This is a genomic window from Paenibacillus sp. Y951, from assembly GCF_056786395.1.
On sequence record NZ_JBXCIY010000006.1, the window covers coordinates 32,722 to 57,449 of the forward strand.

A 24,728-nucleotide genomic window follows, 5' to 3' on the forward strand; every position below is an offset into this window, starting at 1 on the left:
ACCCTCATTTCCAGCATCTGTTGATCACTTATGATATTTTTAGAGCGGCATTCCAGTTTAATTGCGCACCCTCTTGATAATAACGATCACTTTCAAAGAAATATAACTTCGCAATAAGATCATAACGATTGCGCTTCACTACCTGTACAAAACCTTCACGCGCATCATAAAATCTTCCGTTGCGATAAGCTTCAATCGCCGTTTCAAATTGTTTCTTTGTTTCTGCTTTCAATTGGCGAATATGGATAGAATCACCCTCATACCAATCAAATAATTGAATAGGCGCTTGATCCGAATCTAGCTGAATCCACCCTAGAGAACGGCATTGCATCGTTCTTGCAAGATCTAACTGCTCTCTTGCATGCGCAGTCAACAATACAGATACGCCAAGCTTTTCAGATAACCGTTCAAGGTCAAGTGTAAGCTGTACATGATTAGAAACAACACTACCCTCAAGACGCTGCTCTTCACCAATAATACCTAGCATAACATCGCCTGCATGAATAGCTACACCAATATCAATGAACGGCAAACCTTGCTCTGTTCGTTGCTCGTTGTACTCTTCAAGTGCACGACGTATATGATACGCTGCCATTAGCGAATGATTCGTGTCATTCGGGAACATCGTTAGCATGCCAGGTCCTAAGTAACGGCTAATAAATCCACCATGCTCACGAATAATCGGTCCAAATTGCTTCAGAAATGAATTGATAAAAATAAAGTTTTCAGCAGTACTCAGCTTACTGGACATATCATTGAACTGACGCATATAACAAACGAGTATCGTCATATTACGCGTCTGTTGTTCGCCTAGTTGTACATCGGACATCTTCTTTTTTCCAAGTACCTCCAAAAATTGCTGTGGTACAAATCGGAAATACATATTGCTTAATTTGGTCACTTCAAGCACATACCTTTTGATGGCACCTGCCATCATATTGAAGCGATCCCCTAATTCAGCCACTTCATCTCTTGTCGTAATTTGAACATTAACATCCCATTCACCACTCGCAATTTGATTAACACTACGACGTAGCTTACGAATTGACGCCAAAAAGTAAATCGTCATAATTGTAATAACTACAGCTAGCACAATTCCGATCCATGCAACGATTGCTAGTACTTTACCAAGTAAATTCATATTGCTGCGTGTAATACTCGCCATATCTTTACCTGTCTCATAAATTCCAATGATTTCGCCTGCACTATTGTAGATTGGTCCAAGCCCAAACATCCATTCACCACTGGAATCCTGCCATTCACCTAATACGAGTTCACCTTTCTCAAGCACAAGTTGATTGTCTTCCGTTATTTCAAATGGTGTAAACATCGTAATACCATCATCATCGTCCATTACAATATATAGCTTGCCATTCATGTAACGATAGATCGTATTGTATAGACCATCACGTTCCTCACCAGAAAGTGAGAATACTTCGTTCAATCGTTGCTTCACATAGACAAACGAGCTACTCTTATAATCTAGCGGAGATGTTAATTGCTCCAGCTCGTCTCCATCAACAAGATAGTTACCATTGGCAGCTAATATTTTCAATTGTTTAAATGCGTCTTGCTTCTTCTCTGCCGAAACTGTTTGATAGACTGTGTAAGACAACCAAGCCATACATAGTAATAGTACAGGCAGTATAATAAGCAACTGCTTCATCAGAAGATACATTTTGCGCTTCATCAAATCGCGATAAATAAATCGAATCGTATAGATAACAACAAATAGAAGCAACGCAGCAATTATCCAGAATGCTACAGCTAACACATTGTGCATTGAACTATATTTGTATCCATCGTAAATGTTTGCAACCTGACCCTGCGAGTCAAGCTCAATAATATGCTCAGACGTCGTAACGAGAATATTTCCATAGTCAAGCGATAGATCAGTAAAGCTAGACCATTCGATATCGTCATATTGCTGCATAAGCTGTGATCGTGAAAATATTTGCTCTGGGTTTGCTTGCTGGTTGTCCAATGCAATACGCATGACAGCTTCAGCATGCTGATCCAAATAATAAATATAAGAATTTTGTGCTATATCAATTTCAACCGGAAAGTTAAGGATATCTGCCTCAGCAGCAGGGAATAGCCCCGTTGATTCTGTTCCTTTTTGGGAGAAAAGGAATCCTTGCTTTGTAGTATAAAAAACTGGGGAGTTAGGTTTGCCAGTCACTTCTTTCAAAAAATGATTACTTGGCATTTCAAATCGGGAAACTTGAGTCGGATATTGCAGCAAGCCACTATTAACATTCATACTGAACATCGTTGTCGCATGTGTCTGTACATTGAAAAAATAAAGTTCCGAGCCTTCGATGTACAAGTTTTGTATGCGCCCTACCCGCATTAGAGAATCTGATGCGTCATATTGCTCGCTATGAATAACTAATTGTTCCTTACCATCGGCGCTTATTTTCAATATTTTCTCGCCTGTCACTTGCAGTCCATAATCATCGAGAATGGTAAGTAATGCATAGGCATTTCCATATGTATCTGTCGTGACATCATTGAACATATAAGTATGTCTAGCATCTTGATTCATCTCACTTGCTAGCGAGTAAATAAGCTTACCTGAAGCATCGATTTTCCGTAAAAACTTTTTGGAATCAGCAATCGTGTACAATGATCCTTGCTCATCTTTAATAGCTTGGGAGATCATTGCGTATTGCTCGCTAGATTTAACCGGCTGGAAGGTGGCCATCTCTCTTAAACTAACGATAAAAATAATACAAATAAGTATACTCACAAGTAATAACATTAGCTTTGTTCTCAATACAATCTCTCCTGTACTTGAAATTGATTTATGTTAATCCATCGAGAAACCTAGCTATTATACGGCACTTAACTTTATTTTACTATATTTAAGTAATTTTGTGTTGATTTTGTACTTATTTATTGCCCTACTACAATACTAATAGTAAAATGAAATGGAATCCTCCCTTTCTACTCATATGTATGTGATATTCCTCTCAATATGGCATACGAATATTATTATATAAAGATAGGTGATAAACATCGGACAACTCGTTTGCGGCGGAGCATCGCTCCAGTGTAGTTTTGGAATGGCACCTAGTATCTTTCTCTCTCTCCCAATCAATAGAGTGACAACCACACTTCCTTACGCCAACATATTAGATAACAAACCTATGGTTAATATATTACCTTTTGCGATGTGCTCATCACTTGCTAATCCCGCAGTAGCTGCTGCTACCACAGTTGCACTCGGTGTATTAACACCAATGCCCTGCATTCCTGTAACGGTTGCACCATGGGCACCAGGCTCTCCCACCGTAATGATCGCGAATATGCCTGCACTTAACAATTCGTCAAAATGTATGTGCTCTTTCGGAGGTGTAATCTCGATTAATACACCAGGCCAATTTACTGTTCAGGTACCTTAGCTATCTTATCACCTATAGAAGTACAAAGGAGTAATGGCTCATGATTGAAAAAATTATTAAGCCGTTTCTTAATCCGATTAAAAAGCGTATAATTATGCCGCTTAAGCGGTTAAAAAATTGGCCTAAGCTTCTTGCAAAATGGATTAAACGTAAATTTAAACAAATATTAGGTAAAAAAGAAACGACGAAGGAAAGTTATTTTGCTCTCGGTAATTATTACATATCCAAAAAACTCGTTATTATTATTATTATCGTTATTCTCGTCCTATATTTCTTTATTTTTATTAAGCCACCTAAATTCATCAATAAGTTATTAAATCGTACACCTGCGATTACAGTACAGGCAGACGGTGCAGCTACAGCTTACACGGGCAAAGCAAAGCTATTGACTAGTGACAAAGCGCTTATATACGAAGGTGAACTTGCTAATGGCAGCTATGAAGGTAAGGGTAAACTCTATTATTTGAATAAAGAGTTACATTATGAAGGTCAGTTTTCAAGAGGACAGTTCCATGGTATAGGAAAACTATATACTGATAACGGTTTATTGGTCTACGATGGTAGCTTTGCTAATGGTCAATATGACGGAGCAGGAAAGCTATTCAATCCGGATGGCAAACTCATTGAGCAAGGGGTCTTTACGCTAGGTATATTAACTGAAGGCTCCCAGTATCATAACGATGGCTCACTCATTTATACCGGTAGCTTTGTTAATCGTATCTATGAAGGCGAAGGAACGTTATATTACAGCAATGGTACTGCATCTTATCAAGGTAACTTCAAGGCCGGTATCCCGCACGGGCAAGGTAGGAATTACACCGAGAACAACGCGCTAGTCTATGAAGGTGAATGGTCTAATGGCATTTATACCGGAACAGGAACGCTATATGACACGGAGCAAACGATTATTTATCAGGGTCAATTTTTGAATGGAAACTACCACGGAGCAGGAAAAACATTATATGATAATGGATTTATAGCGTATGAGGGTAGTTTCAGTAATGGTAAACGCTCGGGTCAAGGCACGGAGTTTTTTGAAGAAGGTAATGTGCAATATCAAGGTGAATTTCTGTCGAATCAATATCATGGAAATGGCACGCTATTCGACCTGAAAGGAAATACAATCTATACTGGAAGCTTTATGAATAATCAATATCATGGTTCTGGTGAGAAATATAATAGTGACGGCTTGTTAGAGTATGATGGTAGCTTCAAATACAATAAACTTAACGGAATTGGCAAATGGTATGAGGATGGAACTCGCATTATCTACATCGGGAACTTCCAAGATAACTATATCGATTTTAATGAAATAATTAAGCTATCATTTTCTGAACGAGAAGCATTACTCGGTAAGCCAGCTTCCGTAAAGACACAATTAGATGAATTGCCTGAAGTTATCCCACCTGTTGAACCTATTATTGACGAGCAAGCTGATCCTTCAGAAGCAGCTTCTAAGCCTATGGAAGCACTTGCGCTTAATAATAGTAGTTCTACAATCGTTACCGCAGCATTAGAGTCTATGTTATCGTCTGAAGTAGCTGAGCAGCCTACTACAACTGCTCCAGTAACAACGGAGCAGGCAGCTATTATACAAGGAGCTGATGTACAGCACTTCTATCCTCAGCTAAGTCTAACGTTTACAACGAGGCAGCATGATATTTCAGTTGAGGAATATGAATTGCTATCGATGACGATATCAGAGGGGCATGTACTCGATCAATTTTATAAGGAGCTGCTGGAACGAGTAACAGCTGCACCAGATAGAGTTAAGTTAATCGCATCTGGATTAACGCGATCTTTCTCAATCGATAATATTACGTATCAAATCAAACTTAATCGTGATGAAAAAGCTGTCTCGGCAATAGTAGATCTAACGACGCAATCAATAAACGGTTTACCAACACCGTCCAAAGTACCCGATGAACCAAAATAACAAATAGGAGCATACCTCGTCATGTGAAAATGACTGGGTATGCTCCTTCTTTTACTGCTTATGTGGCGCTTTGGGATACTTTTTGGCGCTATAGACTCCATTTTTACTGCCTATGAGGCGACTGGGTTACTTTTTGGCGCCATAGACTCCATTTTTACTGTCCATGGGGCGCTTTGGTTACTTTTTGGCGCTATAGACTCCATTTTTACTGTCTATGTGGCGCTTGGGGTACTTTTTGGCGCTATAGACTCCATTTTTACTGTCCATGGGGCGCTTTGGTTACTTTTTGGCGCTATAGACTCCATTTTTACTGTCTATGTGGCGCTTGGGGTACTTTTTGGCGCTATAGACTCCATTTTTACTGTCCATGGGGCGATTGGGATACTTTTTGGCGCTATAGACTCCATTTTTACTGTCTATGGGGCGATTGGGATACTTTTTGGCGCTATAGACTCCATTTTTACTGTCTATGCATGGGGCGCTTTGGTTACTTTTTGGCGCTATGGACTCCATTTTTACTGTCCATGAGGCGCTTGGGGTACTTTTTGGCGCTATAGACTCCATTTTTACTGTCTATGTGGCGCTTGGGGTACTTTTTGGCGCTATAGACTCCATTTTTACTGTCTATGGGGCGATTGGGATACTTTTTGGCGCTATAGACTCCATTTTTACTGTCTATGCATGGGGCGCTTTGGTTACTTTTTGGCGCTATGGACTCCATTTTTACTGTCCATGAGGCGCTTGGGGTACTTTTTGGCGCTATAGACTCCATTTTTACTGTCTATGGGGCGATTGGGATACTTTTCGGCGCTATAGACTCCATTTTTACTGTCTATGGGGCGATTGGGATACTTTTCGGCGCTATAGACTCCATTTTTACTGTCTATGGGGCGATTGGGTTACTTTTTGGCGCTATAGACTCCATTTTTACTGTCCATGGGGCGATTGGGCTACTTTTCGGCGCTATAGACTCCATTTTTACTGTCTATGGGGCGCTGGGGATACTTTTTGGCGCTATAGACTCCATTTTTACTGCCTATGTGGCGCTTGGGTTACTTTTCGGCGCTATAGACTCCATTTTTACTGTTTATGGGGCGATTGGGCTACTTTTTGGCGCTATGGACTCCATTTTTACTGTCCATGGGGCGATTGGGATACTTTTTGGCGCTATAGACTCCATTTTTACTGTCTATGGGGCGATTGGGATGCTTTTTGGCGCTATGGACTCCATTTTTACTGTCTATGAGGCGCTTGGGATACTTTTCGGCGCTATGGACTCCATTTTTACTGTCTATGAGGCGCTGGGGCTACTTTTTGGCGCCATAGACTCCATATTTACTGTCTATGACGCACTTTCGCTAAAGCGCTAAACCCATTAAATCCTAGATGACGTAAATAACTACTCTAATCCCATCAAGCTTGGCCTGTAGCCGCGCTATTGTGACTTTGCTCGATCGCTTCAGCGGCTAATCCTGCCGCTTCCTCTTCTACTGCCTTCACTGCCCACCAGCGTACTCGCAAACGTAATCTTTCCGTCTTCTGATTCACCTTTATCCCAATCCGGAAGCTACCTTTACTCGGGTATTGAATATGTGCTAGTGATACTTTAGGGAAATCTAATTCGTACTCACTTCCCTTAAATACATCTTTATCCCCCACTACAATCGTATCACTCCTCTTCCACATTTCAGGAACAGGAATATTACTTTGCCCATCCTCATCACTAAGCGCAAGTGTAAGCAGTACTGGAAGATGAGCATCGAATCCATGCTCAATTTCCTCTGAAATAAAGCGACGTTGCTTACGATGATACCACTTCAACTTCTTCGGAGCCTCAATCGAGATTTCTGCAATTCCCGTAATAACCTGCTGCTCTTCTAACTCTTCAATCTGAGGTGGGATCAGTCTAGCAAATTCCTCCTCAATGGTCGGGAACGGAATAATCTGTTCTTCTGACTTAACAGATTCCTCTTGCACCGTTTGCTCTACATGCTCATGAGCGGAAAGATTACTAGCTAGCAGCATTTTATAGAGCAGTGTTGGATTCACAACATAATCGTGAAATGGCTGCTGAATGACTTTGTCGATAACATAACTTGCACCCATTTGTAGCAAATTAATTTGCGCGATATAAATACAAGGATCACTCGGAGCCTCCATCGCTTGATCCAATGGACGTGCATAGTACGCATGAAGAATTCGCTCTGCGACGGATTCTCTACTAATCTGAACCGTCTGCTTAGGCTGAGATAACTCATACAACAAGCGCTCTCCAATAACTAGCTTAGCGCTACTTGAAACGGATGATAATTGAATCTGTTTGCTCTTTTCATCTCCATCAGCTGGATGCGCACGTAATGTAATTATTTTTTCATATCTTGTGCCATTCGCATCGGTTGGCTCACTGAAAACAACTTTACCATCGACAAGACCATCAATAATATCAGCATGCTCAAGCTCTAGCTCATATTGGAAAGAGACCGGAGGTGTTTGAAGCGTTTTTTCAACAACTAGCTTTAGCTCGAAGCTTTGTCCATACTCCACATAGCGTGGTAGCTGCTGATAGATCCGGACTTGACCATCATCGTACCAGCTCCATGTATCTTCAATGAGATAATCATATTCGAGTTGCTGCGGCTTAGGCGCTTGCTCTGTAATGTAAATGCGATAGCTTTCGAGAATACGATTATGCTCGCTAACTTCCTCACTAGCACCAACGCCACCTCCTACAGTATGCACCGGTTCTTTGCCCTTCTCATCATAAGCGATACAAAGATAGACGTTTTTTGCATAATCATTGTTTGTAAAACCGTCTACATTTGATAGTTTAATAGTAACAGGCGATGCGACTACAATTTCTCTGCCTAATTTATCAAGAGCAACTCCTGTTTCCATCGAGATAGACTTGTCATCTACAGCAACAACCTGCAGTCCCGATACAACTCCACTTCCGAATAAAAGCCGATTGCTTAGCCGGTGTTTATCTGAATTATACGTTTGCTCAGACATGAAATCTCGTACCGTCAGCAGCTTGCCATAGAAATAACGATTACGTTCGAACGGAACATACCTTGATTTATTCATACGCTCATTCCTCTCCTTCATCTTATTCCAAACGAGAATTCAACCCTATTCTTGTATGTTTATCCATGCGATTGTCTTGCCCGACATCTATCGTAATTGTATGATGTGGCATAGATGAACGACCATCTAATGTAAGTAACATAGGCTCTGATAATACAGTGTTCATCCCTAGATAGGAGTGAAGATCCATATATACCCACGGTTGTAATATTACTAATTTGAACGTTGCAAATACAGGCTTGTAGCTCTCAACAATATGCTGCAATGTCACTCGCTTAAGTTCGGTATCAACATGCTCTGCTTTCACAAGTACATTGAATGCGTGTGGATCTGCAGCGTATAAACGGTCCGCCACATCTCCGAGCTCTACATTCTCTTTCAATGGCTTCACTTGCTCATATTCAAGTACGATTGGCGTAAATCCCGTATAAATTCGTACTAATGTTTCAATTGCATACTTTGTACCACGCATACTGTATAGTTTCGGTGCTTCCTTCATTAACTCTCGCAATTGAGCCTCTGACCAATAATCATCGGATTCGATACCGAGCCATCCGAGTAACCATTTCAATGATCGCCCCGACACTTGATTCGGCTCTAAGCTTCTCGTAACCGAAGCAATTTGTTGATCAGTATCTTCGATTAAGCTTTGATAAATACTTAAGTAGCGCGATAGAAAATCTTGTGACGTTGCATCTCGTTGATAAATGCTTGGTAAATAAGTAAGATAAGAGCTTCGCGGGAAGTATACTTCCATACTTTCAACAATTGGAGAATGCATACTTGAACCAATTAACTCTATAAAAATCCATAAGTAGCGCCCATTCGCATGATGTAATAATGCATCCTCAGCATCCTTCAAAGGGCTAATCCAATACGGAGCAAGCGCATCTAGCTTTTCCAAAACCGGAATAGCATCATTACGGATAAATTCGTCCAAATTAATTATTTCATGACCGATCGCTATTTCCTGCTGATCAGCAGCATAATAACTGACATTCCATTGCGTATCTTGTTGCTTATGTACTTGTAGCTTCACCCTATGCCACTGCGTACCAGCAACACCACTATCAAGACTTTGGCTACACCATACCCCGATATGCCCATGTCTTTCTTGCCAGTAGGCTGTTTCAGAAATCGGATGAACCGTATAGATTTCTTGCATCTTATCATTCCATATATATAAATTATGTTGGCCTGCTTCTACTTGTTCACCACGTGCTAATTCTAGTTGGCCTCGCTTATGAATATCTCCATCAAGTGAGAATGAAATCAGCTCACAACCTTGATCTTCATCCGTTGGCGAGACTAGCGCCCAATACTGATGATTCGCATGATAGCAAATAGAACGAACACTTTGAAAAGGTAATGCCACCATAATCATGGACAACATATTATTGCTTAATTGCCAACGCAGGAGACGTTGCTCATTGCCATCGAGAATAAGTACATTATGTTGATCATCTAACAGTAATTGATAATTGTCCTGCCCTGTTGGAGAATGTAGTAGCTCTTCAGCCAATACTTTGCGCTGTGGTAGTTCCACATTAAGCATCGGCTCACCAATCGCATCAAAACGGAGCAACTGTATATCCTCAGAAGAAGATAATAGACCAATAATAATAACCCCATCTTGATCATCATTGATTAGTTCATAACCAGTGAATTTATCACTATACCAAGCTGTTGTACTCCATTTCAATTGTGCCCGATCAAGTAAATACGATTGCAGCATACTGCCCTGTTCCCCATCGTATAATACAATGATCGACTCTCGACTCACGGCAATTCTAGCTGGCTGATAACTCTCCTCATAAGGAAGACTCATAACCAATTCTACTAACGGACTAATGAGATCAGTTCGCCATATGCAACCTTTAGAGTCAAGCATATACCAACGTTCATCATCTGTTAACACCGTATCTATAATCGTCTCATGTCCATTGATGAAAGGAATAGTTGTTCGCTTCACTTGACGGTACATATAGTCTCTAGCTATCTGTAACCCCGCAAGCTCACCTTGCAGTTGGAACGTCGTCCCACTGCTCCAATCAGAGGGCTTTCGAAATGTAAAAAAAGTAGGTTGATTCATAACGTAATCCTCCTAAAACTTTTCATAGCTTCCGATGTAACTTTCCGTAAATGAAAGGTTACATCGGAAGCTAAAAACTAAAGTGCATGATCATACTTTAACGTCATATAGATATGAGATAAGCGGACATCAGGTACGTTATATTGCATGATTGGTCATTTTCAGCAAACTTGCGGACACGGTGAACCTTATTAGCTTCATATCACTCTCAATTCTCTGTTTTTCGAGGTAATAACGTCTCTCGTGTCCGCTCGTATTACTTCGTGATTACAAGCAATGTAACAAAACCCAGCAATGTGTACGGTACAAGTACACGAGCGGTCATCTGTTCGAAGCCTCCAATAAAGGTTCAAAAGGTAATTTGTTCGAAGCTTAAAATGAAGGTTCAAAAAGCGGGCTTTCAGAACCGAGAAGATGGAGCGCTACTTGAGAAAGGCGGAAGCGCAAGTGTACGTACTGGGTACACGCGATCCTTCAATGTTTCTGCAAGAAACATACATCGGAAGCTTATGCTAGACTTTCCAAGTTCGCTTCATCTTCGACGTCGAATAAACTACGTCAGCATACCCATCGTTATCAAAGTCCGCTTTTTGAACTATCCTAGTACAAACTCAATATCATGTTCTCCCGAGTACGCCAACCCATTAGGCGGAATAATAATATCTCCACCTTCATCCTGATACACATTATTTCCTTCTGCCATTAACCATACATCTTGGATATACTGTACCCCTGCGACCGTATGAATCATGTCATAAACATCACTCTTATAGATCGCCCTACCAAATTCCCAGCCTTCCGATTGGACCGAGCTTTCTGGCTTTAGCCAACCATTTAACGCTTGGATTACGTCGTGTTCTTTTCCCTCATATTGCGGAGTAACAACAATAATGGCACGAAGCGTAACTTTAATATATTCCGGTGCAATAATATGAAATTGCGATGTAAGTAAACGATACGGCTCAAGATGAGTGGCAATTGTTAAGCGAAGCCCTTCACTCGGAATTGGAAAGCTGCGTAAGCTTTCTGGAACGACTACAACTGAAATATGACCCATTGCTCGTTCATTAGGATAATTCGTTAATCTTGTATGGTAACCTGAGATCGCTCTTACTCGCGCGATACGAATTCCGGGAATTTCAAGTACACGTTGTTCGATATCTACAGTAGTAATACCGCATTTCGGTTCAAGTACTTCAAGCTTCATACGATTCAATGCTTCACTAACGCTTTCTTCTTCTGCCCCACCATAAGCAGGAAATAAGTTGGTTAGACGCAATGCATTTTTTCTTAATACCATTTCACGAATCGTATCTTCCTTCACATTACCAGCAATTCCTACACCCGTTCGATAGCTAATAAATCTAATATTGCGAGTATGAGAGGCTGATGGCGCTATCCCATGTATTCCATCTGAAAACTGAATATGCGATTCTTCATTAGATAAAATATAATGTCTGCTATGCGTATTGGAATCATCAAAATCTAATACCGATTCCCAATCCTCCCATAGCATGCAACCGAGCTTTGTTGAATAATGACCTACCTGCAGACGGATATGGTTAGTAAATACGGACGGTATCGGTAGATCATACTTTTGATATGAAATCCCATTGCCAGCTGCCATATATTGTTGCTCAATAAATTCAGGCTGCATCGCGATAATCCGGATAGTATGCGCGCCTATAGGTACCCATGACGATGGTAATAATATGACTTGCAAATGCGATGGTTCATATACCAATTCATACTCACTGCTCGCTATATCAATCCAGCTATTATGAACAAAGTATTGAACTTGAATATGGCCTTCCATAAATAATGCATGATACAAATAGACATGAATCGGATCTAGCTGACCAATCATCATATCTTGCGCCGACCATCCATCGAAGGTTTGCTCCATACACCACGTCTGCCCTTGTGTAGCAAATACTTCATTCCACACTAATCTGCGAATCCGTGGTACATCATCAAAGCTACCGCTAACTAGTTTGGTCCGTAATAATGTAACTTCACTTGAACCAGTCGGAATTTCAAATAGAATAGGACCACTTTGATGGATGCAATAAGATTCATCTCGTTCCATCCGAACAGGTTGCCAGCTGCCACCCTGCTCATCTTCTTCGTAATAGCTCCATTCCACGTAAGCAGATGGTGTGAAGTTTTTGTATCGTGCTGGAATACGGATCGTTGGTTCTTGACGATCCAGCTCAATCCATAACGATAAAGGAGTGTTACGAGGTAGCGGCTGTTCCAGCTTCAATTGCATCATTGCATCCTGCTGGGCATGCTCGCCAAAAGGATAAAATACTGTTCGACCATTCGTCATGTCCTGCGATAAATGTGTAATATCATCGACACGAGTAAGCGTAATTAATTGATTCGTATTAGGAATAATTGTAATCGAACGAACCGTTTCAAAAATTAACTGACCTACTTTCAATTGCGTTCCAAGTGGTATATAGGTTAGCTGATTAGCATGAGAAAAGCTTAGTGATGTCATAGCAGGCATACGATCTCGTGGTATCCCGCCAAGTAACTTTAGAAATTTCCGTTCGTGCGTAACAGAAAGAGCGTCTAGCTCATATTGCTGCATTTCCAGATGCCAAGCTAGCATTTCGAGCAATGTAATACCTGGGTCATGAGCATTCTCATCTGTCCAATTAGGTGCGATGCGTGGTATGAGGTCTCTTGCTTCACGTACAAGCTGTTCAAAACTACGATCATCCAGATTTGGTATTGGTAACATGACAATGACTCCCTTCTATTGGTGTAATTCAATCGTCAATCGATGTTGACCAGGTATAACAATGCTATGTGGTAGCTCATCTATTCGATCAGGATTCCATTCGCTACGCTCACCATTTTCAAGCTTATACGACTCTAGTAATAGCTGTGGAATATGAACAACCGGACCTACAGATTTCATCAGTGCGTAGAACATTGACGGATGAATCATTCCACCAATTTCCCAGCCGCGTCCGTCCGTATTTCCCGTTAGCGGATGTAAAAACTGCTCTAATTTCAACAATAATTCACGTTCAACTTGCACGACTTCATCCATATTACGAACCCAAATCGTAGCTCGCACACCAATTTCTAAATATACAGGCTCAATGACTTGAAGCTTATTCGGAAATGCAATACTTGCAGCTGTAGCCTGCAATAACGTATGCTCTACAGCCTTTTTCAACTCTTGAAAATGTGTACCTTGTCGTCTGCCTGATTGCGGCATTACAATAATGGTTAATGCACCTAATTCCTTTTCTAGCTTCACATTACGATTGGGCAAACATTTCACTTTTGCTACGTTCGGATGTGCTTCCTTCGTCATCCATTCAAAATCTTCAGCTACAACAGCTCTCCTCCGATGAGCAAATCCTTTCGATCCACGTTCCATCGCTTCTTGGATCGTCCCTGCATTACAACCGCCTGCCGCTTCCTCTGCATTATAAACCGAATCAACAAAGGCAATCGCATTTTGCATCGTAGTAATTTCCCCTTTGCCTACATTACCACGGCTTCCCCCGCCACAAATGTAATTAACCTTCACTTGGTCATCGCCAACGACAGACACTGTTCTACCTTGCTTACCATCGCCAAACGTAATCCGTCCCGATGCTCGATCAATTCGATAATGTCGATCTGTAGGCTTAGAACGGAGAAATTGTTCAACATGCTCATAACGAATCCAAACCTTCATTAATTGCTGTTCAGAATCGTGCATTAGCATCAAGCGATGTGGAATATCGATTTGTAATTGGCTTAATTCATGTGTGCTAATACTATCCGTCTCATCTACCCACACTTCCTCTGCAAGCACAGGCGCTAGTGATAGCGCATAATAGCTAGCATGAATATCTTGAGCAATATGATATCCATCAATGAAACTTGGCAATTCATCCTCTATCGTCATTTGCTGTAGTACCGTTAACGTGTTCAGCATAATCTGCTTCACTTTAGGCTCATACATCTGCTCGTTACTTGCATAGTAGCGAGTATCTCGGTTAATTGCTCGTAGCCAGTATGCTTGCTTACCAAATTGTCGGCTATAAGCAAAATCTTGTGGACCGACAAATTGAATCGTTCCGCTTTGTGTAAAACCTTGCGTTTCATCGGCTATTGCTAAGGAAGTCCATACTGCTGATGTGCCTACGCTTCGCAAATATTCCCATTGAATATGCGGTATTTCTTCACTTGTCCAATTTTTGGTGACCATATCAATGTATAAATGAATTGGTCCGCGAGTCGGAGCCTGATCGAAACCAAACCATACGGTAGGCTGATAGCCACTTAATGGTTGAAACGGGCGAAAGGGCATTCCGCCACTACGCATTTCTGGGGAATGATCGCGCAGTTCTAGGTTGTTTAATGTTATAAATTGTTCTGGAGCAAATAATGGCTCCGCGTATTTATAATTCAATTGCAGCTGCGATATATATGGTGAATAATATACGGCATCAATCGAATAGGCGTTGTTGACTGAAACGATGCGTCCACGTATCCAGTAATTCAATTCTGAATTAACATCGGTACTCTCCATATCTATTGGGCATATGAAGCTTAGCTCACAAATCTGCTTACCTTCCCAAACTACGTTGAACATTGTACTAGCTGCATCCGCTACTTGAAGCTGAACCCACGAGCGGCCGTTCCAATATTCCCACTGTACATGTGTAATCGTTACGATATCTGGTTGGTCTACCTTATCTAGATCATCACGCTTCATGATCGGTTTCCAATTAATCGGCTTTGGCTTATTCGGAAATAAACGATGCGTATGATACTCTAGCTGGAACGATATTGTCGTTAATGCCCCGCGCTTAGATAATGTCTCCTCACTACCAATATAGAACAATCCATATGGAGCGAAGAAATCACCAAATGGTTCAGCACCCTGCACCGTATTGACACCCATATCATTATAATAAGTACGATCTGCATCCATCCCGACTGTATCTTTTGCGGCCGCATAATCTGTCTTCATAATGACTCTTTCGAATTGGACTTTACCTATTGCTGAGCCACCAGCCACATCTGAAAGCGATAGGGCACGACAACGAATCCAGCGACCTTCTCGCTCTTCCACAATCGTTAGTTGGAGCTTGCGTCGCGATAGCTTGAGCAATCGAATAGTGACACCATGACTATGAATTGCATCGAACTCCCACCATTGCCCATCACTGTAATATTCCCATACCACTTTATCCAAATCAGCTAATAAAGCTACTGATTCCAGTAGTGCAGATTCATGCTGTGGATGGATGAATGTCAGTGCGATAGCGGCAGGTTCATCAACTAAAAATAAGAAGTCATGGGCGAGATACACCGTATGCTCTTGAATATTAACCCCAACACTTCCGTATAATGCAATCGTTGCTTCCTGTTCGCTCGACGGACTATAGCTATTGTCGATGCCATCATTGCGGTGTACAATAACTCGATCTTTACGAGGATAGACTGCAACAATTTGCTGTAGCTTAGCTGTTGTAAGTAAAGCTGGTCTCGACGTTTCAAATACGATTGGATCACTGCTATCGGTGCTGTTAGCTGATAATTGGATACCTTTATCGATAAAGACAGCTTCAGGTGTTCCTTCAGCTAGTTTGAACGTCACTTGAGCAATTGCAGATGTTGCATGCGCACGCTCCACATTGAAATGATTAAGGAATGTCAAATAGCTTTTATACGGTATTTGATTAAGCCTTTGAATATTCCCCTCTAATAAATGGAGAAACATCAATGCGAGTGCGCTACCAAAGTCAGGGTCATCCTCATTGAATTTCCATTCTGGTGCATAATAAGGAACCATCATATTCAATTGTTCAATGAGTTGTTGATGCTTACGGGTATCAATCAATGGTGATTGAGTAGCCATTCCTAAGCTCGTATTCATGATTTATCGCTCCGATGGTTTAATTTGCCCCTTCATATAGGTAGAAAGGATACACTTGGTTATATAAATTATTAGTTGTTCTTACTGTATATTGAACATGAATATTCAATCGATTGTCTTCGTTCGTATCAGGTTTTACTTCAACCTCTACTTCATGCACGCGCGGCTCCCATTTCATAATGGCGCTGAGCACTTCATTTTCAATAAGTTGCAGAGTTAGCGCATCATTGTTCTCGAACAAATATTGCTCGATGCCACTACCATAATCAGGACGCATCACCCGTTCGCCCTTCGATGTCCATATTATAATTTTGATTGCCTCAGCTATATCTTCCTCGAACTCGGAAGACTTTACACGACCTGTTAATTCGTCCACCTCAATCGGAAACTTCCAGCCACGCCCCAAAAATTCTTTAGACATTTCCGTCCTCCAATCGTAGATTAATTAATCTTCACCATAGCTCCTTTAATATTTATGAGGCCACCACTATTAATATCGATCGAAGCATTGGCTTTCAATTCTAATTTACTGTCAGCCTGAATTTTGACCGCCATAGCTTTCAAAGTAATATCAGCGCTGCCCTCTAATTTAATCGAACCACTCTTAGTAATTGTTACTTTCGTATTACTACTACTAACTACTATATTGCCACTCGCGCTATCCATCGTTAACTTTTGCTCTTTGTTTTTCGTTGCTAATTGTACCTTCTTGCCTTTGTCATCAAGCTCTAGTTGATGACCTTCAGCCGTTGTAATGGTAATGCTACCTGCTTTATTCTCATCATTAAATACGATTTCATGTCCCGCCCGTGTTCTAATCTTGCGAATATCATTATTATCATTTTTACCTTCTGGTGGCTTTTCTACATTATTCCAAAGGCTGCCTATCACGATCGGTGAGCGAATATCACCGAGAAGAAATGCGATAAGCACCTCGTCGCCAACTTCTGGAATGAATAAGGCGCCACGACTTTGACCGCCCATCCATGTTACAATTCTCGACCAATCTAATTCCTTCTGATCATCAATAATCGGAATCTTCACTTTAACTCTACCTAGCTTTTCAGGATCTTTATTATCCGTTACAAATCCTGTATATACACCCTGCATCACATCATCGGTATGTTCAGATGAAAAAGCATTAAATATATTTTTCATTGCTACACCGCATTTCCTTGTAATGTAAACTCGCAACGATAGCCTGAGCCGTCAATAATATGTTTAGCACTATCCATATAATACGTATTGTTCAAACGCGTCCCCAAACCACCAAGCTCAATATGTCTGCCTGCTCGTAGCTCCGGCAAACCGATACAGCTTGCTTGCACTTTAACTAATTCCATACTTAGCTCCTGCATTCGTGCTTCTGCAATATTACGAGCTTCTGCTTCATCATCCACTGTTTTTTGGATAACTTCCACGAACTCTCCTATTTTACTTAATATATTGGGACCTGTTCGAGTATTAGTTCCGATTTTATCTACTTCGCTCGAATCTACAGTTATTGTTTTTTTCTGGTTGCGCAATGTCGCCTTTACAACAACTTTTGTAACCTGCTCTGCTAGCTCTTGTGTTAGCTTAAAGCTACTAAGATGCTTGCCCCATTCCAGCTTCATAACGGGAGTTTTGTTAGCACTCATCTCACGGTAGTACAATTTTTTTCCTACAATAAAAAAGTTATAATCTAATTTCTCCGCAAGCCTATCCAAAAATGCATGGTCGCTTTCAACGTTTTTCACAATTTTCGGGTATGTAGTCGGTGTAGCGTCAATGTCGAAGCTAGTTATGCCATACTTTCTACCCAGTTCTTGCACAATATCACTAATCTTTTTATTAGCCCACACCTGCGGCTCCTTGCTTCGCATCATATAGAAACTAATATCCATAGCCGTTATCGAAATCGTTGGTGCATCATCGGTAGAAAAATCAAATGCTACAGTAGATATATAGCCGAAGAAAAGTGGTGTTAATCGATCCGTATAACCGAAAGATACTTCAACAGAATTGCCTAACATGAGTAAGCTATTCGTCCAAGTGAAATCTCTTTTAATTAAGTCATAGGCATTCGTAACTGTAAAGGTAGCCATATCAGCTGTTTCAGAAGTAGAAGTATCAACCGTGATAGTATCTACTGCCATACCTTCACTTACAATATCTTTATTATTAATGACTATTTTGAAGCTAGGAGCGATAAATCCACGATAATGCTCTTCAAGCTTATCAAAACTCGTCTTAGAATTATCTAGCTTTACACTACTCATCCTGCTCTCCCTTCTCTTCTAGCCGTACAGTCGTGGAATTTTGATGACAGAGCCTGGTTCTAACTGGCGTGGATCGGAAATCCCATTAGCACGAGCAATCGCTCGCCATAATGCTGCATCCTCATATTCTTCAGCAGCAATTTGCCATAATTGATCGCCCTGCTTCACCGTTCTTTGCTTCGTACGGTCAGCGGATTGACGTGGAATCTCTTGCAACTGCTCCTTTACCGTCTTTACTGACTTGAATGCTACGTCGAGCTTGGCACGAACTGGCTTTCCGCTCTGATTGAACATCGTATAACGCTGGCTTACTTTTTCAACGACACCTTGAAACGATAAGGAGCCCCATACGAATTTACACAATGGCGGTGCATGTAAATCTTTATCGACATTCAATAATCCAACGATTTTCATCGTATATTTGCGGACATCTTCTGATGTTTCATAGCTGTCAAAAAACAGTTCCATGGATAGAGTCGTTGCTTCACCAGAAACAAATTGAGCAATTGGCTGGGAAGAGCCTGGAATCGATTTCCATGAAAATTTATTAGATGATTCTAACGAGTATTCCGTAGGATTAAATAACACATTCACGCGCTTTTCCTTTGATCCTGGGTTTACGATAATCATCGCTTTTTCTAAAGCCATTACTGCTCAGCTCCTTGTCTACACGAATGAATGTACCTTACTCTTCAATTTCACAATGCTATATTGCGAAGCATACTATTACTTGCTGCTAACGATTAACGACCATTACGCCGCTGTTCCAGCCGTATTCTTTTTGATAACTGATCAAACAGCTGATCTGATAATTGCCTAATGTTAACATTAGGTTGCTTTTTTGTTTCTTTGGCTGTAGTGAGTTCCTCTTCTAATCGCTTTACAGTTACTTCAAGCTGCTTCACTGCATCTTGTTGCTTCGTATCATCCTGCTGCTTACTTTGCTGCTTCGCTATATGTAAATTTATCGAAGAATGCGTATTACGTCTCACTTGCTCGACGATTTGTGATGTACGCTTACTAGACTGTTCATTCACAATTAGTTGTAAATTCTGTTCATTCGTTGGTTTCACTTGTACAATCGACAAAGGTGACTGGGTACTTATAATGTCTTTCACCTTACTTAGTGTTGTAAGTTGCTTCAATCGCTTTGTTAACCGCTCGCCTTGCTGCTGTGAGGAGTGAATAAGGTTAATTTGCTTTGTCGCAATACTATTCATTGCTATTGAAGCTATAGACAGCGGCTTGTAAATTAATTGCGTATCTATAGCTTCAGCGTTGTTAGTAGCACTTTGAGTTATGCGACTACTCGTTTTCTGTAATTCATTAATTAATGCTCCTAATTGTTGCGTGCTATTATTGCTATTAACACGATAATACAACTGCTTTAATTGGGAATGGTTCACATTGTAATTAGTTTGTATTACAGATAAAGAGCCGTCATTGCTCGTCACTCTTACTGACTCCGTCGAGTGCCCGATTGTAGTTCTCAGCGTATCATTACGATTGCTACTAGAGTGATCACTTTGGTCTTTAGTATAGTTCGTATTTGTAGCTCCACTGTTTGTACTAGTCGCTCCCATGCGCGAGGTTTGCGGCACAATAAGCGTGACCGCTTGCAGTTGTTTCAATTTACTTTGTAATACCTTCACCTGCAGCAATTGCGTTTTATTCACTTTACTTATATGAGTAAGCTGACCTGTTATGGACAATTTAGTATATTGAGGGCGCTGTGTAATCAACTCATTCGATAAACTAGTTGAGCCTGCTCGTTGCTTAATGCGCTCCTCATTGGTTAATGTAATAGCTCGAGCTAAGGTCGGCTGCAAATTGGTCTGCTTATGTTGGGTTGTTTGTTCTCTGACTTGCTGTGATGCTTGTTGGGATACTTCTTGTGATGCTTGTTGGGATACTTGCTGTGTTACTTCTTGCGTTATCTGCTGTGATACTTGTTGCGTTATTTGTTGTGACACTTGCTTCGTTACTTGCTGTGATGCCGCTTGTGACACTTGCTGAGATACTTGCTGTGTTACTTCTTGCGTTATCTGCTGAGATACTTGCTTCATTACTTGCTGTGATGCCGCTTGTGACGCTTTCTGTGTTATTTGCCGAGTCGTTTGCTGATCGTTGCTTGATTGATGATTCTGATTCACCGTGTAAATAAGCTCAGCTTGACGGCGTATCCCAGATTGCTTTGATAATAACGGACTCAGTAATTCAGCTTGTCGCCCCTTGTCTACTGCAAGCTGAGCCTGAGGTATATGGACAAAACCTCTACGTTGTTCCTCTGGTAATACTCTATAACTGAGCTTTACGACAGGAACTAGCGATAGCTTGCGGGCTCTTGGTGTCTTTTTCTTCTCCACCATTTCAATCTGATAAATTAATCGCTCATTGCGCTTGATCAATTGCTGATGGAATGATGTGACCGAACGAATTTGGCCCCCAGTTGCTTCAATACGCCGTTGCTGTTTCTTGGTCACTTCTCCAGTAATTATTGCTATCTGTCTTGTAGCGAGCGATGCAGCATTGCTGCTTTCCTTATGCTTATGTGAATCCTTGCTATTAATAATTTCTTGCATATGTGAATGCTGATTATTAGTAATTTCTTGTTTATGTGAATGCTGATTATTAGTAATTCGTGAATCTACTTGTGTAAGTGGATTACGATAGATCAGCGTTGCTTTCTCATTGACCGTTGTAGCATCCCTATTAACGAATGGAATGTATACAAGCTTTTGTACGCCCTGAAGCGTTCTTTGATGGTACTTAATCGTATTAATATGATGTGCTGTCGTTTTCAAATAATATTTCATATCATTAACAATCGTCTGATTTCGCTGTTCTAAATTAGTATGTGATATTTCATGCTGTGATTCACTTCTTCTAAGGCGAACACCTTGTTGTTTCTGTTGGCGCAGCATTGTAATTTGCGCTATGGTCAGCTTACGATGCCATTGTTCTAATACAGTCGATAGTGATTTATTAATCATTGCTTTTCTAGCAACAGAATGTATCTCAGCATGTGTTACTGCTTGAGTTTCACGTAATACTTCCCGTTTCTTTACTGCCTGCATCTCATGTAATACTTCTCGTTTCTTAACAACTTGCGTCTCATCTAATTGCGTTTCATATAATACGGCCTTCTTACGATAGCGAGTATTACGTTCAACCAATTCGGCTGTAATCCGCTCCTGCTCTTCTCTTACAATATTTCTTATGTATGGACTAAGCATCATCTTCGCTACTGCCACTTGCTTGTCATTAACTCGCTGCGTCGTTTCAACATGCTCAATATGATGCAATCCGGCCACGGAGTGATCCATCGAAAAACTAGTTGAACTAGCATTAACCCCAGATGATGAGACTGTCGATGTCGTTCGATTACTCGCTTGATTTACAGTAGCTAATGGCGTGTTAATACTAGACGGATTGATAGCAGCCATTGGTGTACGAGTACTAGATTGATCAGTACCAACTAATGGTGTACGAGTACTAGATTGATTAGTAGCAGCCATCGCTGTACCAGTTCTAGACTGATCCGTACCAATTAACGGCGTACGAACTAACTTTGCTGTAGACTGAGCTTGCTCCCCATTAGTAGCTATAATTCCTTGATCGCTTTGTGCATGATGTGAAGTAGTCAGTATCGTTTTACGTTCAATCTGAGATTGGACTTGCTGTAGCCGTTGTCGCTCAGTATTGTCTCGTGCCGTTTGCTTCACTTTTTCCAATAATGTCGCTGTACGCTGTGTAGTAGTATTCGGAACTGCATCTTCAGTTGTAGTGATTGCTACAGTAGACAATGGTGAACTTATTAGTAATGGTGCATTTTTATATTGGATAATTTGATTAAGCTGGTGGTATTCATAAATGAGCTTAATATGAAGCGGTTGAATAACCTTCGTCAATTGAATAATTGGAGATTTCGCAAATGTCATAGCATCATGCTTCTTCGGCTCAATCCGATGCTGAAGCTTACTTCGTGCAAAACCGTTGTCAATTCTCCAACCATATTTTCCAACAATTTGATTCGCGAATTGTTGGTCTGCTAGATGTATTTTCCTAATCGGCTTTTCTCTAAACATTGCATAATCTCTCCTTTCCTCTCATGATGGTTATCCTGTTGCTGCAGTTAGCAGCCATTGTCATTGCCTTTGCTACTACAACAGCTTAAAGCCATTATGTACAAGCTCAATTTGTTCGATTGCAACCTCACTAACGCTGGCGTTCAGATCAGGTCCTACCCATTTACTAGGGAAGGCATCGTTAAATGTCCAGCGACGATACTCTCGAAACTGTTCATCAAAAAGAATGATCGAGCCACTGCGACGGACGATTTTCCCTTGTACCACATCGTTATACCAATCCCATAGCTCGTAAGAATCTGTTAAGCCATGCTTTAATATAATCGGGACATGCTTTGTTCGCATCGGCAATTGATGGGCGTACTCATTGACCCCACCTTCGTTATATTGCTCTAGCTCTGTTTCGACAACTAGACCACTAACCTCCGAAAAGCTGGCGACGAGTAGATGCTCGATTTCGACCATGAATCGATAGTTACCAACGACTTTAGAAAAAAAACCATCTAGATCTGACATATTGTTCACCTCATCTTAATGAAAGCTCTCTTAGAACACATCAAATGGATTTTTGCGATCTTTATCATCGCCCATCTTACGATTGATCTTCGATATTTCATCGCACCATTTCCGTCGTTCACGATGTTCCATATTCATAATATCTTCATGCTTCCAGTGGAAGTAGTAAGCGATAAATCCCGCTTCCTCATACAAGCGTTGCTCAGGATAAACGCTTATGCTCCTTCCATCTCGGACAAAAAAGAAATATCAACCTCATGCTCATGCTCGCATTTGGGACACATTGTGCGAACAGAAAGCTTTTCTGTTTCATTAATTTCACGATAAAAGTTTTGTAGAAACGCTAGATCAGCAGTAAAAAATCTTTCAATTGTTTTCGTGTCTACTGCACGAACATCTCCAAGCTTTGTAATGACGCGAGCTAACAATATAATTGTTAAATATCCTGGATTTTGCTGTACACGTTGATCTCTCATCGGCAGAATCTCATCTGCTGCTGTTGCCAGTCTCATCGTGCCACGACGATGCAAATTACCATTCTCATCGACATAACCTCTCGGCAACTCAAATTCAAACTCCGTACGAAATGACATTTTTTATCCTCCTAAAAACTTTTTATATGTTCTTGATATACTTCCTGTTGATGAAAAGTTACTTCGTAAGCAAAATCTACTTTTTATGACTTCTTGATGTGTTATCAGTTAATGAAAAGTTACTGCGTAACTTCGTTAACAAGATCTACTTTTTCGAAGCTTAAAATAAAGGTTCAAAAAGTGGACTTTCAGAATCGAGCAGGTGAAGCGTTACTTGAGAAAGGCGGAAGCGCAAGTGTACGTTGTTGGTACATGCGAACCGTACTTTCCAAGTTCGCTTCAGATGCGACGTCGAGTAACCTTCGAAGCAACTCATCGTTATCAAAGTCCACTTTTTGAACTACCCCAAACAGACGAAGGAACAACATATTTGGAATGTTGTTCCTATCGCCTGGTCGCTCTTAAAGCGTCCGCAGCATGCCTTCATGCGCAAGCTCTAGAAGCTCAATCGCAACTTCAGAAGCTGTTGCATTGAAATCAGGTGCTGTATACTTAGTCGGCCACGCTTCATTCACTTGCCATGTTGCAACATCTTCGCCTTCTTCGCTAATTGCAATAATCGTAATCGTTTTACGTTCTACCGTTCCTTCTACGATACAGTCTTGGATCCATTCGAATAGATCCAATGAATCGGTAGCTCCCCATTTCAATGAGATGTTGCCATACTTTGCAAGACCCGGTAATTTACGAGGTGTTATCGTATCTGTACCTTCTCTGTATTCAATAACGTCCAGTGATGCATCAAATCCTGAAACCTCACTAAAGCCCGCTTGTTCTATACCTTCAACCTCAACACGGAATCGAAACTTGCGGAATGGATCATTTCTTTCGCCTGCCATATGTTAATCTCCC

General features: G+C 41.0%; 19 protein-coding genes. 5 read left to right on the top strand and 14 right to left on the bottom strand.

Going from position 1 to position 24,728, the window contains the following annotated elements:
• Window positions 1-28: 28 nt before the first annotated feature.
• Window positions 29-2,779: a HAMP domain-containing protein gene (locus tag AC1TPB_RS10305; protein ID WP_482076402.1), complete on the bottom strand. Its 2,751-nt coding sequence runs from the start codon at window positions 2,777-2,779 to the stop codon at window positions 29-31.
• Between the two features lie 289 nt (window positions 2,780-3,068).
• Between AC1TPB_RS10305 and AC1TPB_RS10310 the strand changes: the two genes are divergently transcribed.
• The 4 genes from AC1TPB_RS10310 to AC1TPB_RS10325 all read left to right on the top strand — a co-directional run bounded on the left by AC1TPB_RS10310 (window position 3,069) and on the right by AC1TPB_RS10325 (window position 6,713).
• Window positions 3,069-3,407, top strand: a complete 339-nt coding sequence (locus AC1TPB_RS10310) for a DUF4280 domain-containing protein (protein ID WP_482076403.1) — start codon at window positions 3,069-3,071, stop codon at window positions 3,405-3,407.
• A gap of 40 nt (window positions 3,408-3,447) precedes the next feature.
• A complete protein-coding gene (locus AC1TPB_RS10315) occupies window positions 3,448-5,343 on the top strand; it encodes an MORN repeat-containing protein (RefSeq protein ID WP_482076404.1) in 1,896 nt (631 codons plus the stop codon).
• A gap of 60 nt (window positions 5,344-5,403) precedes the next feature.
• Window positions 5,404-5,871 carry a hypothetical protein gene (locus AC1TPB_RS10320; RefSeq protein ID WP_482076405.1) on the top strand — a complete coding sequence of 156 codons (468 nt, stop codon included), beginning with the start codon at window positions 5,404-5,406 and terminating at the stop codon, window positions 5,869-5,871.
• 182 nt (window positions 5,872-6,053) lie between these two features.
• Window positions 6,054-6,713 carry a hypothetical protein gene (locus tag AC1TPB_RS10325; RefSeq protein WP_482076406.1) on the top strand — a complete coding sequence of 220 codons (660 nt, stop codon included), beginning with the start codon at window positions 6,054-6,056 and terminating at the stop codon, window positions 6,711-6,713.
• 43 nt (window positions 6,714-6,756) lie between these two features.
• On the opposite strand, the gene AC1TPB_RS10330 is transcribed toward AC1TPB_RS10325, so the two are convergent.
• The 12 genes from AC1TPB_RS10330 to AC1TPB_RS10385 form a co-directional block, all read right to left on the bottom strand.
• On the bottom strand, window positions 6,757-8,427 hold the full coding sequence (locus AC1TPB_RS10330) for a hypothetical protein (RefSeq protein ID WP_482076407.1): 1,671 nt from the start codon (window positions 8,425-8,427) through the stop codon (window positions 6,757-6,759).
• Window positions 8,428-8,449: 22 nt separating this feature from the next.
• Window positions 8,450-10,519 carry a phage tail protein gene (locus tag AC1TPB_RS10335; protein ID WP_482076408.1) on the bottom strand — a complete coding sequence of 690 codons (2,070 nt, stop codon included), beginning with the start codon at window positions 10,517-10,519 and terminating at the stop codon, window positions 8,450-8,452.
• 595 nt (window positions 10,520-11,114) lie between these two features.
• Window positions 11,115-13,271, bottom strand: coding sequence for a baseplate J/gp47 family protein (locus AC1TPB_RS10340; protein WP_482076409.1), 2,157 nt, complete (start codon window positions 13,269-13,271; stop codon window positions 11,115-11,117).
• A gap of 15 nt (window positions 13,272-13,286) precedes the next feature.
• Window positions 13,287-16,418, bottom strand: a complete 3,132-nt coding sequence (locus AC1TPB_RS10345) for a baseplate J/gp47 family protein (protein WP_482076410.1) — start codon at window positions 16,416-16,418, stop codon at window positions 13,287-13,289.
• A 19-nt stretch (window positions 16,419-16,437) separates the two neighbouring features.
• On the bottom strand, window positions 16,438-16,839 hold the full coding sequence (locus tag AC1TPB_RS10350) for a GPW/gp25 family protein (RefSeq protein WP_482062933.1): 402 nt from the start codon (window positions 16,837-16,839) through the stop codon (window positions 16,438-16,440).
• Between the two features lie 20 nt (window positions 16,840-16,859).
• Window positions 16,860-17,576 (bottom strand): phage baseplate assembly protein V, encoded by a 717-nt coding sequence (locus tag AC1TPB_RS10355; protein ID WP_482076411.1) that lies wholly within the window; start codon window positions 17,574-17,576, stop codon window positions 16,860-16,862.
• Between the two features lie 2 nt (window positions 17,577-17,578).
• Window positions 17,579-18,679, bottom strand: a complete 1,101-nt coding sequence (locus AC1TPB_RS10360; RefSeq protein WP_482076412.1) for a phage late control D family protein — start codon at window positions 18,677-18,679, stop codon at window positions 17,579-17,581.
• Between the two features lie 18 nt (window positions 18,680-18,697).
• On the bottom strand, window positions 18,698-19,327 hold the full coding sequence (locus tag AC1TPB_RS10365; protein ID WP_482076413.1) for a CIS tube protein: 630 nt from the start codon (window positions 19,325-19,327) through the stop codon (window positions 18,698-18,700).
• A gap of 95 nt (window positions 19,328-19,422) precedes the next feature.
• Complete coding sequence (locus AC1TPB_RS10370) at window positions 19,423-22,767, bottom strand: hypothetical protein (protein WP_482076414.1); 3,345 nt, start codon at window positions 22,765-22,767, stop codon at window positions 19,423-19,425.
• 75 nt (window positions 22,768-22,842) lie between these two features.
• Entirely contained in the window at window positions 22,843-23,283 is a 441-nt protein-coding gene (locus AC1TPB_RS10375; RefSeq protein ID WP_482076415.1) for a phage tail protein, read from the bottom strand.
• 30 nt (window positions 23,284-23,313) lie between these two features.
• Window positions 23,314-23,478 carry a DUF6760 family protein gene (locus AC1TPB_RS10380; protein WP_482062939.1) on the bottom strand — a complete coding sequence of 55 codons (165 nt, stop codon included), beginning with the start codon at window positions 23,476-23,478 and terminating at the stop codon, window positions 23,314-23,316.
• 20 nt (window positions 23,479-23,498) lie between these two features.
• Entirely contained in the window at window positions 23,499-23,876 is a 378-nt protein-coding gene (locus AC1TPB_RS10385; RefSeq protein WP_482062940.1) for a phage tail assembly protein, read from the bottom strand.
• Between the two features lie 180 nt (window positions 23,877-24,056).
• On the opposite strand from AC1TPB_RS10385, the gene AC1TPB_RS10390 reads away from it, so the two are divergent.
• Complete coding sequence (locus AC1TPB_RS10390; protein WP_482076416.1) at window positions 24,057-24,215, top strand: hypothetical protein; 159 nt, start codon at window positions 24,057-24,059, stop codon at window positions 24,213-24,215.
• 62 nt (window positions 24,216-24,277) lie between these two features.
• Here the strand turns inward: AC1TPB_RS10390 and AC1TPB_RS10395 are convergent, their stop codons facing one another.
• Complete coding sequence (locus AC1TPB_RS10395; RefSeq protein WP_258200848.1) at window positions 24,278-24,715, bottom strand: phage tail protein; 438 nt, start codon at window positions 24,713-24,715, stop codon at window positions 24,278-24,280.
• Window positions 24,716-24,728: the final 13 nt, after the last annotated feature.

Excerpts from the sequence above, each read along its gene's own strand:
- AC1TPB_RS10310 (WP_482076403.1), top strand. The coding sequence starts at position 3,069 with ATGGCACCTAGTATCTTTCTCTCTCTCCCAATCAATAGAGTGACAACC.
- AC1TPB_RS10315 (WP_482076404.1), top strand. The coding sequence starts at position 3,448 with ATGATTGAAAAAATTATTAAGCCGTTTCTTAATCCGATTAAAAAGCGT.
- AC1TPB_RS10320 (WP_482076405.1), top strand. The coding sequence starts at position 5,404 with ATGTGGCGCTTTGGGATACTTTTTGGCGCTATAGACTCCATTTTTACT.
- AC1TPB_RS10325 (WP_482076406.1), top strand. The coding sequence starts at position 6,054 with ATGGACTCCATTTTTACTGTCCATGAGGCGCTTGGGGTACTTTTTGGC.
- AC1TPB_RS10330 (WP_482076407.1), bottom strand. The coding sequence starts at position 8,427 with ATGAATAAATCAAGGTATGTTCCGTTCGAACGTAATCGTTATTTCTAT.
- AC1TPB_RS10335 (WP_482076408.1), bottom strand. The coding sequence starts at position 10,519 with ATGAATCAACCTACTTTTTTTACATTTCGAAAGCCCTCTGATTGGAGC.
- AC1TPB_RS10340 (WP_482076409.1), bottom strand. The coding sequence starts at position 13,271 with ATGTTACCAATACCAAATCTGGATGATCGTAGTTTTGAACAGCTTGTA.
- AC1TPB_RS10345 (WP_482076410.1), bottom strand. The coding sequence starts at position 16,418 with ATGAATACGAGCTTAGGAATGGCTACTCAATCACCATTGATTGATACC.
- AC1TPB_RS10350 (WP_482062933.1), bottom strand. The coding sequence starts at position 16,839 with ATGTCTAAAGAATTTTTGGGGCGTGGCTGGAAGTTTCCGATTGAGGTG.
- AC1TPB_RS10355 (WP_482076411.1), bottom strand. The coding sequence starts at position 17,576 with ATGAAAAATATATTTAATGCTTTTTCATCTGAACATACCGATGATGTG.
- AC1TPB_RS10360 (WP_482076412.1), bottom strand. The coding sequence starts at position 18,679 with ATGAGTAGTGTAAAGCTAGATAATTCTAAGACGAGTTTTGATAAGCTT.
- AC1TPB_RS10365 (WP_482076413.1), bottom strand. The coding sequence starts at position 19,327 with ATGGCTTTAGAAAAAGCGATGATTATCGTAAACCCAGGATCAAAGGAA.
- AC1TPB_RS10370 (WP_482076414.1), bottom strand. The coding sequence starts at position 22,767 with ATGTTTAGAGAAAAGCCGATTAGGAAAATACATCTAGCAGACCAACAA.
- AC1TPB_RS10375 (WP_482076415.1), bottom strand. The coding sequence starts at position 23,283 with ATGTCAGATCTAGATGGTTTTTTTTCTAAAGTCGTTGGTAACTATCGA.
- AC1TPB_RS10385 (WP_482062940.1), bottom strand. The coding sequence starts at position 23,876 with ATGTCATTTCGTACGGAGTTTGAATTTGAGTTGCCGAGAGGTTATGTC.
- AC1TPB_RS10395 (WP_258200848.1), bottom strand. The coding sequence starts at position 24,715 with ATGGCAGGCGAAAGAAATGATCCATTCCGCAAGTTTCGATTCCGTGTT.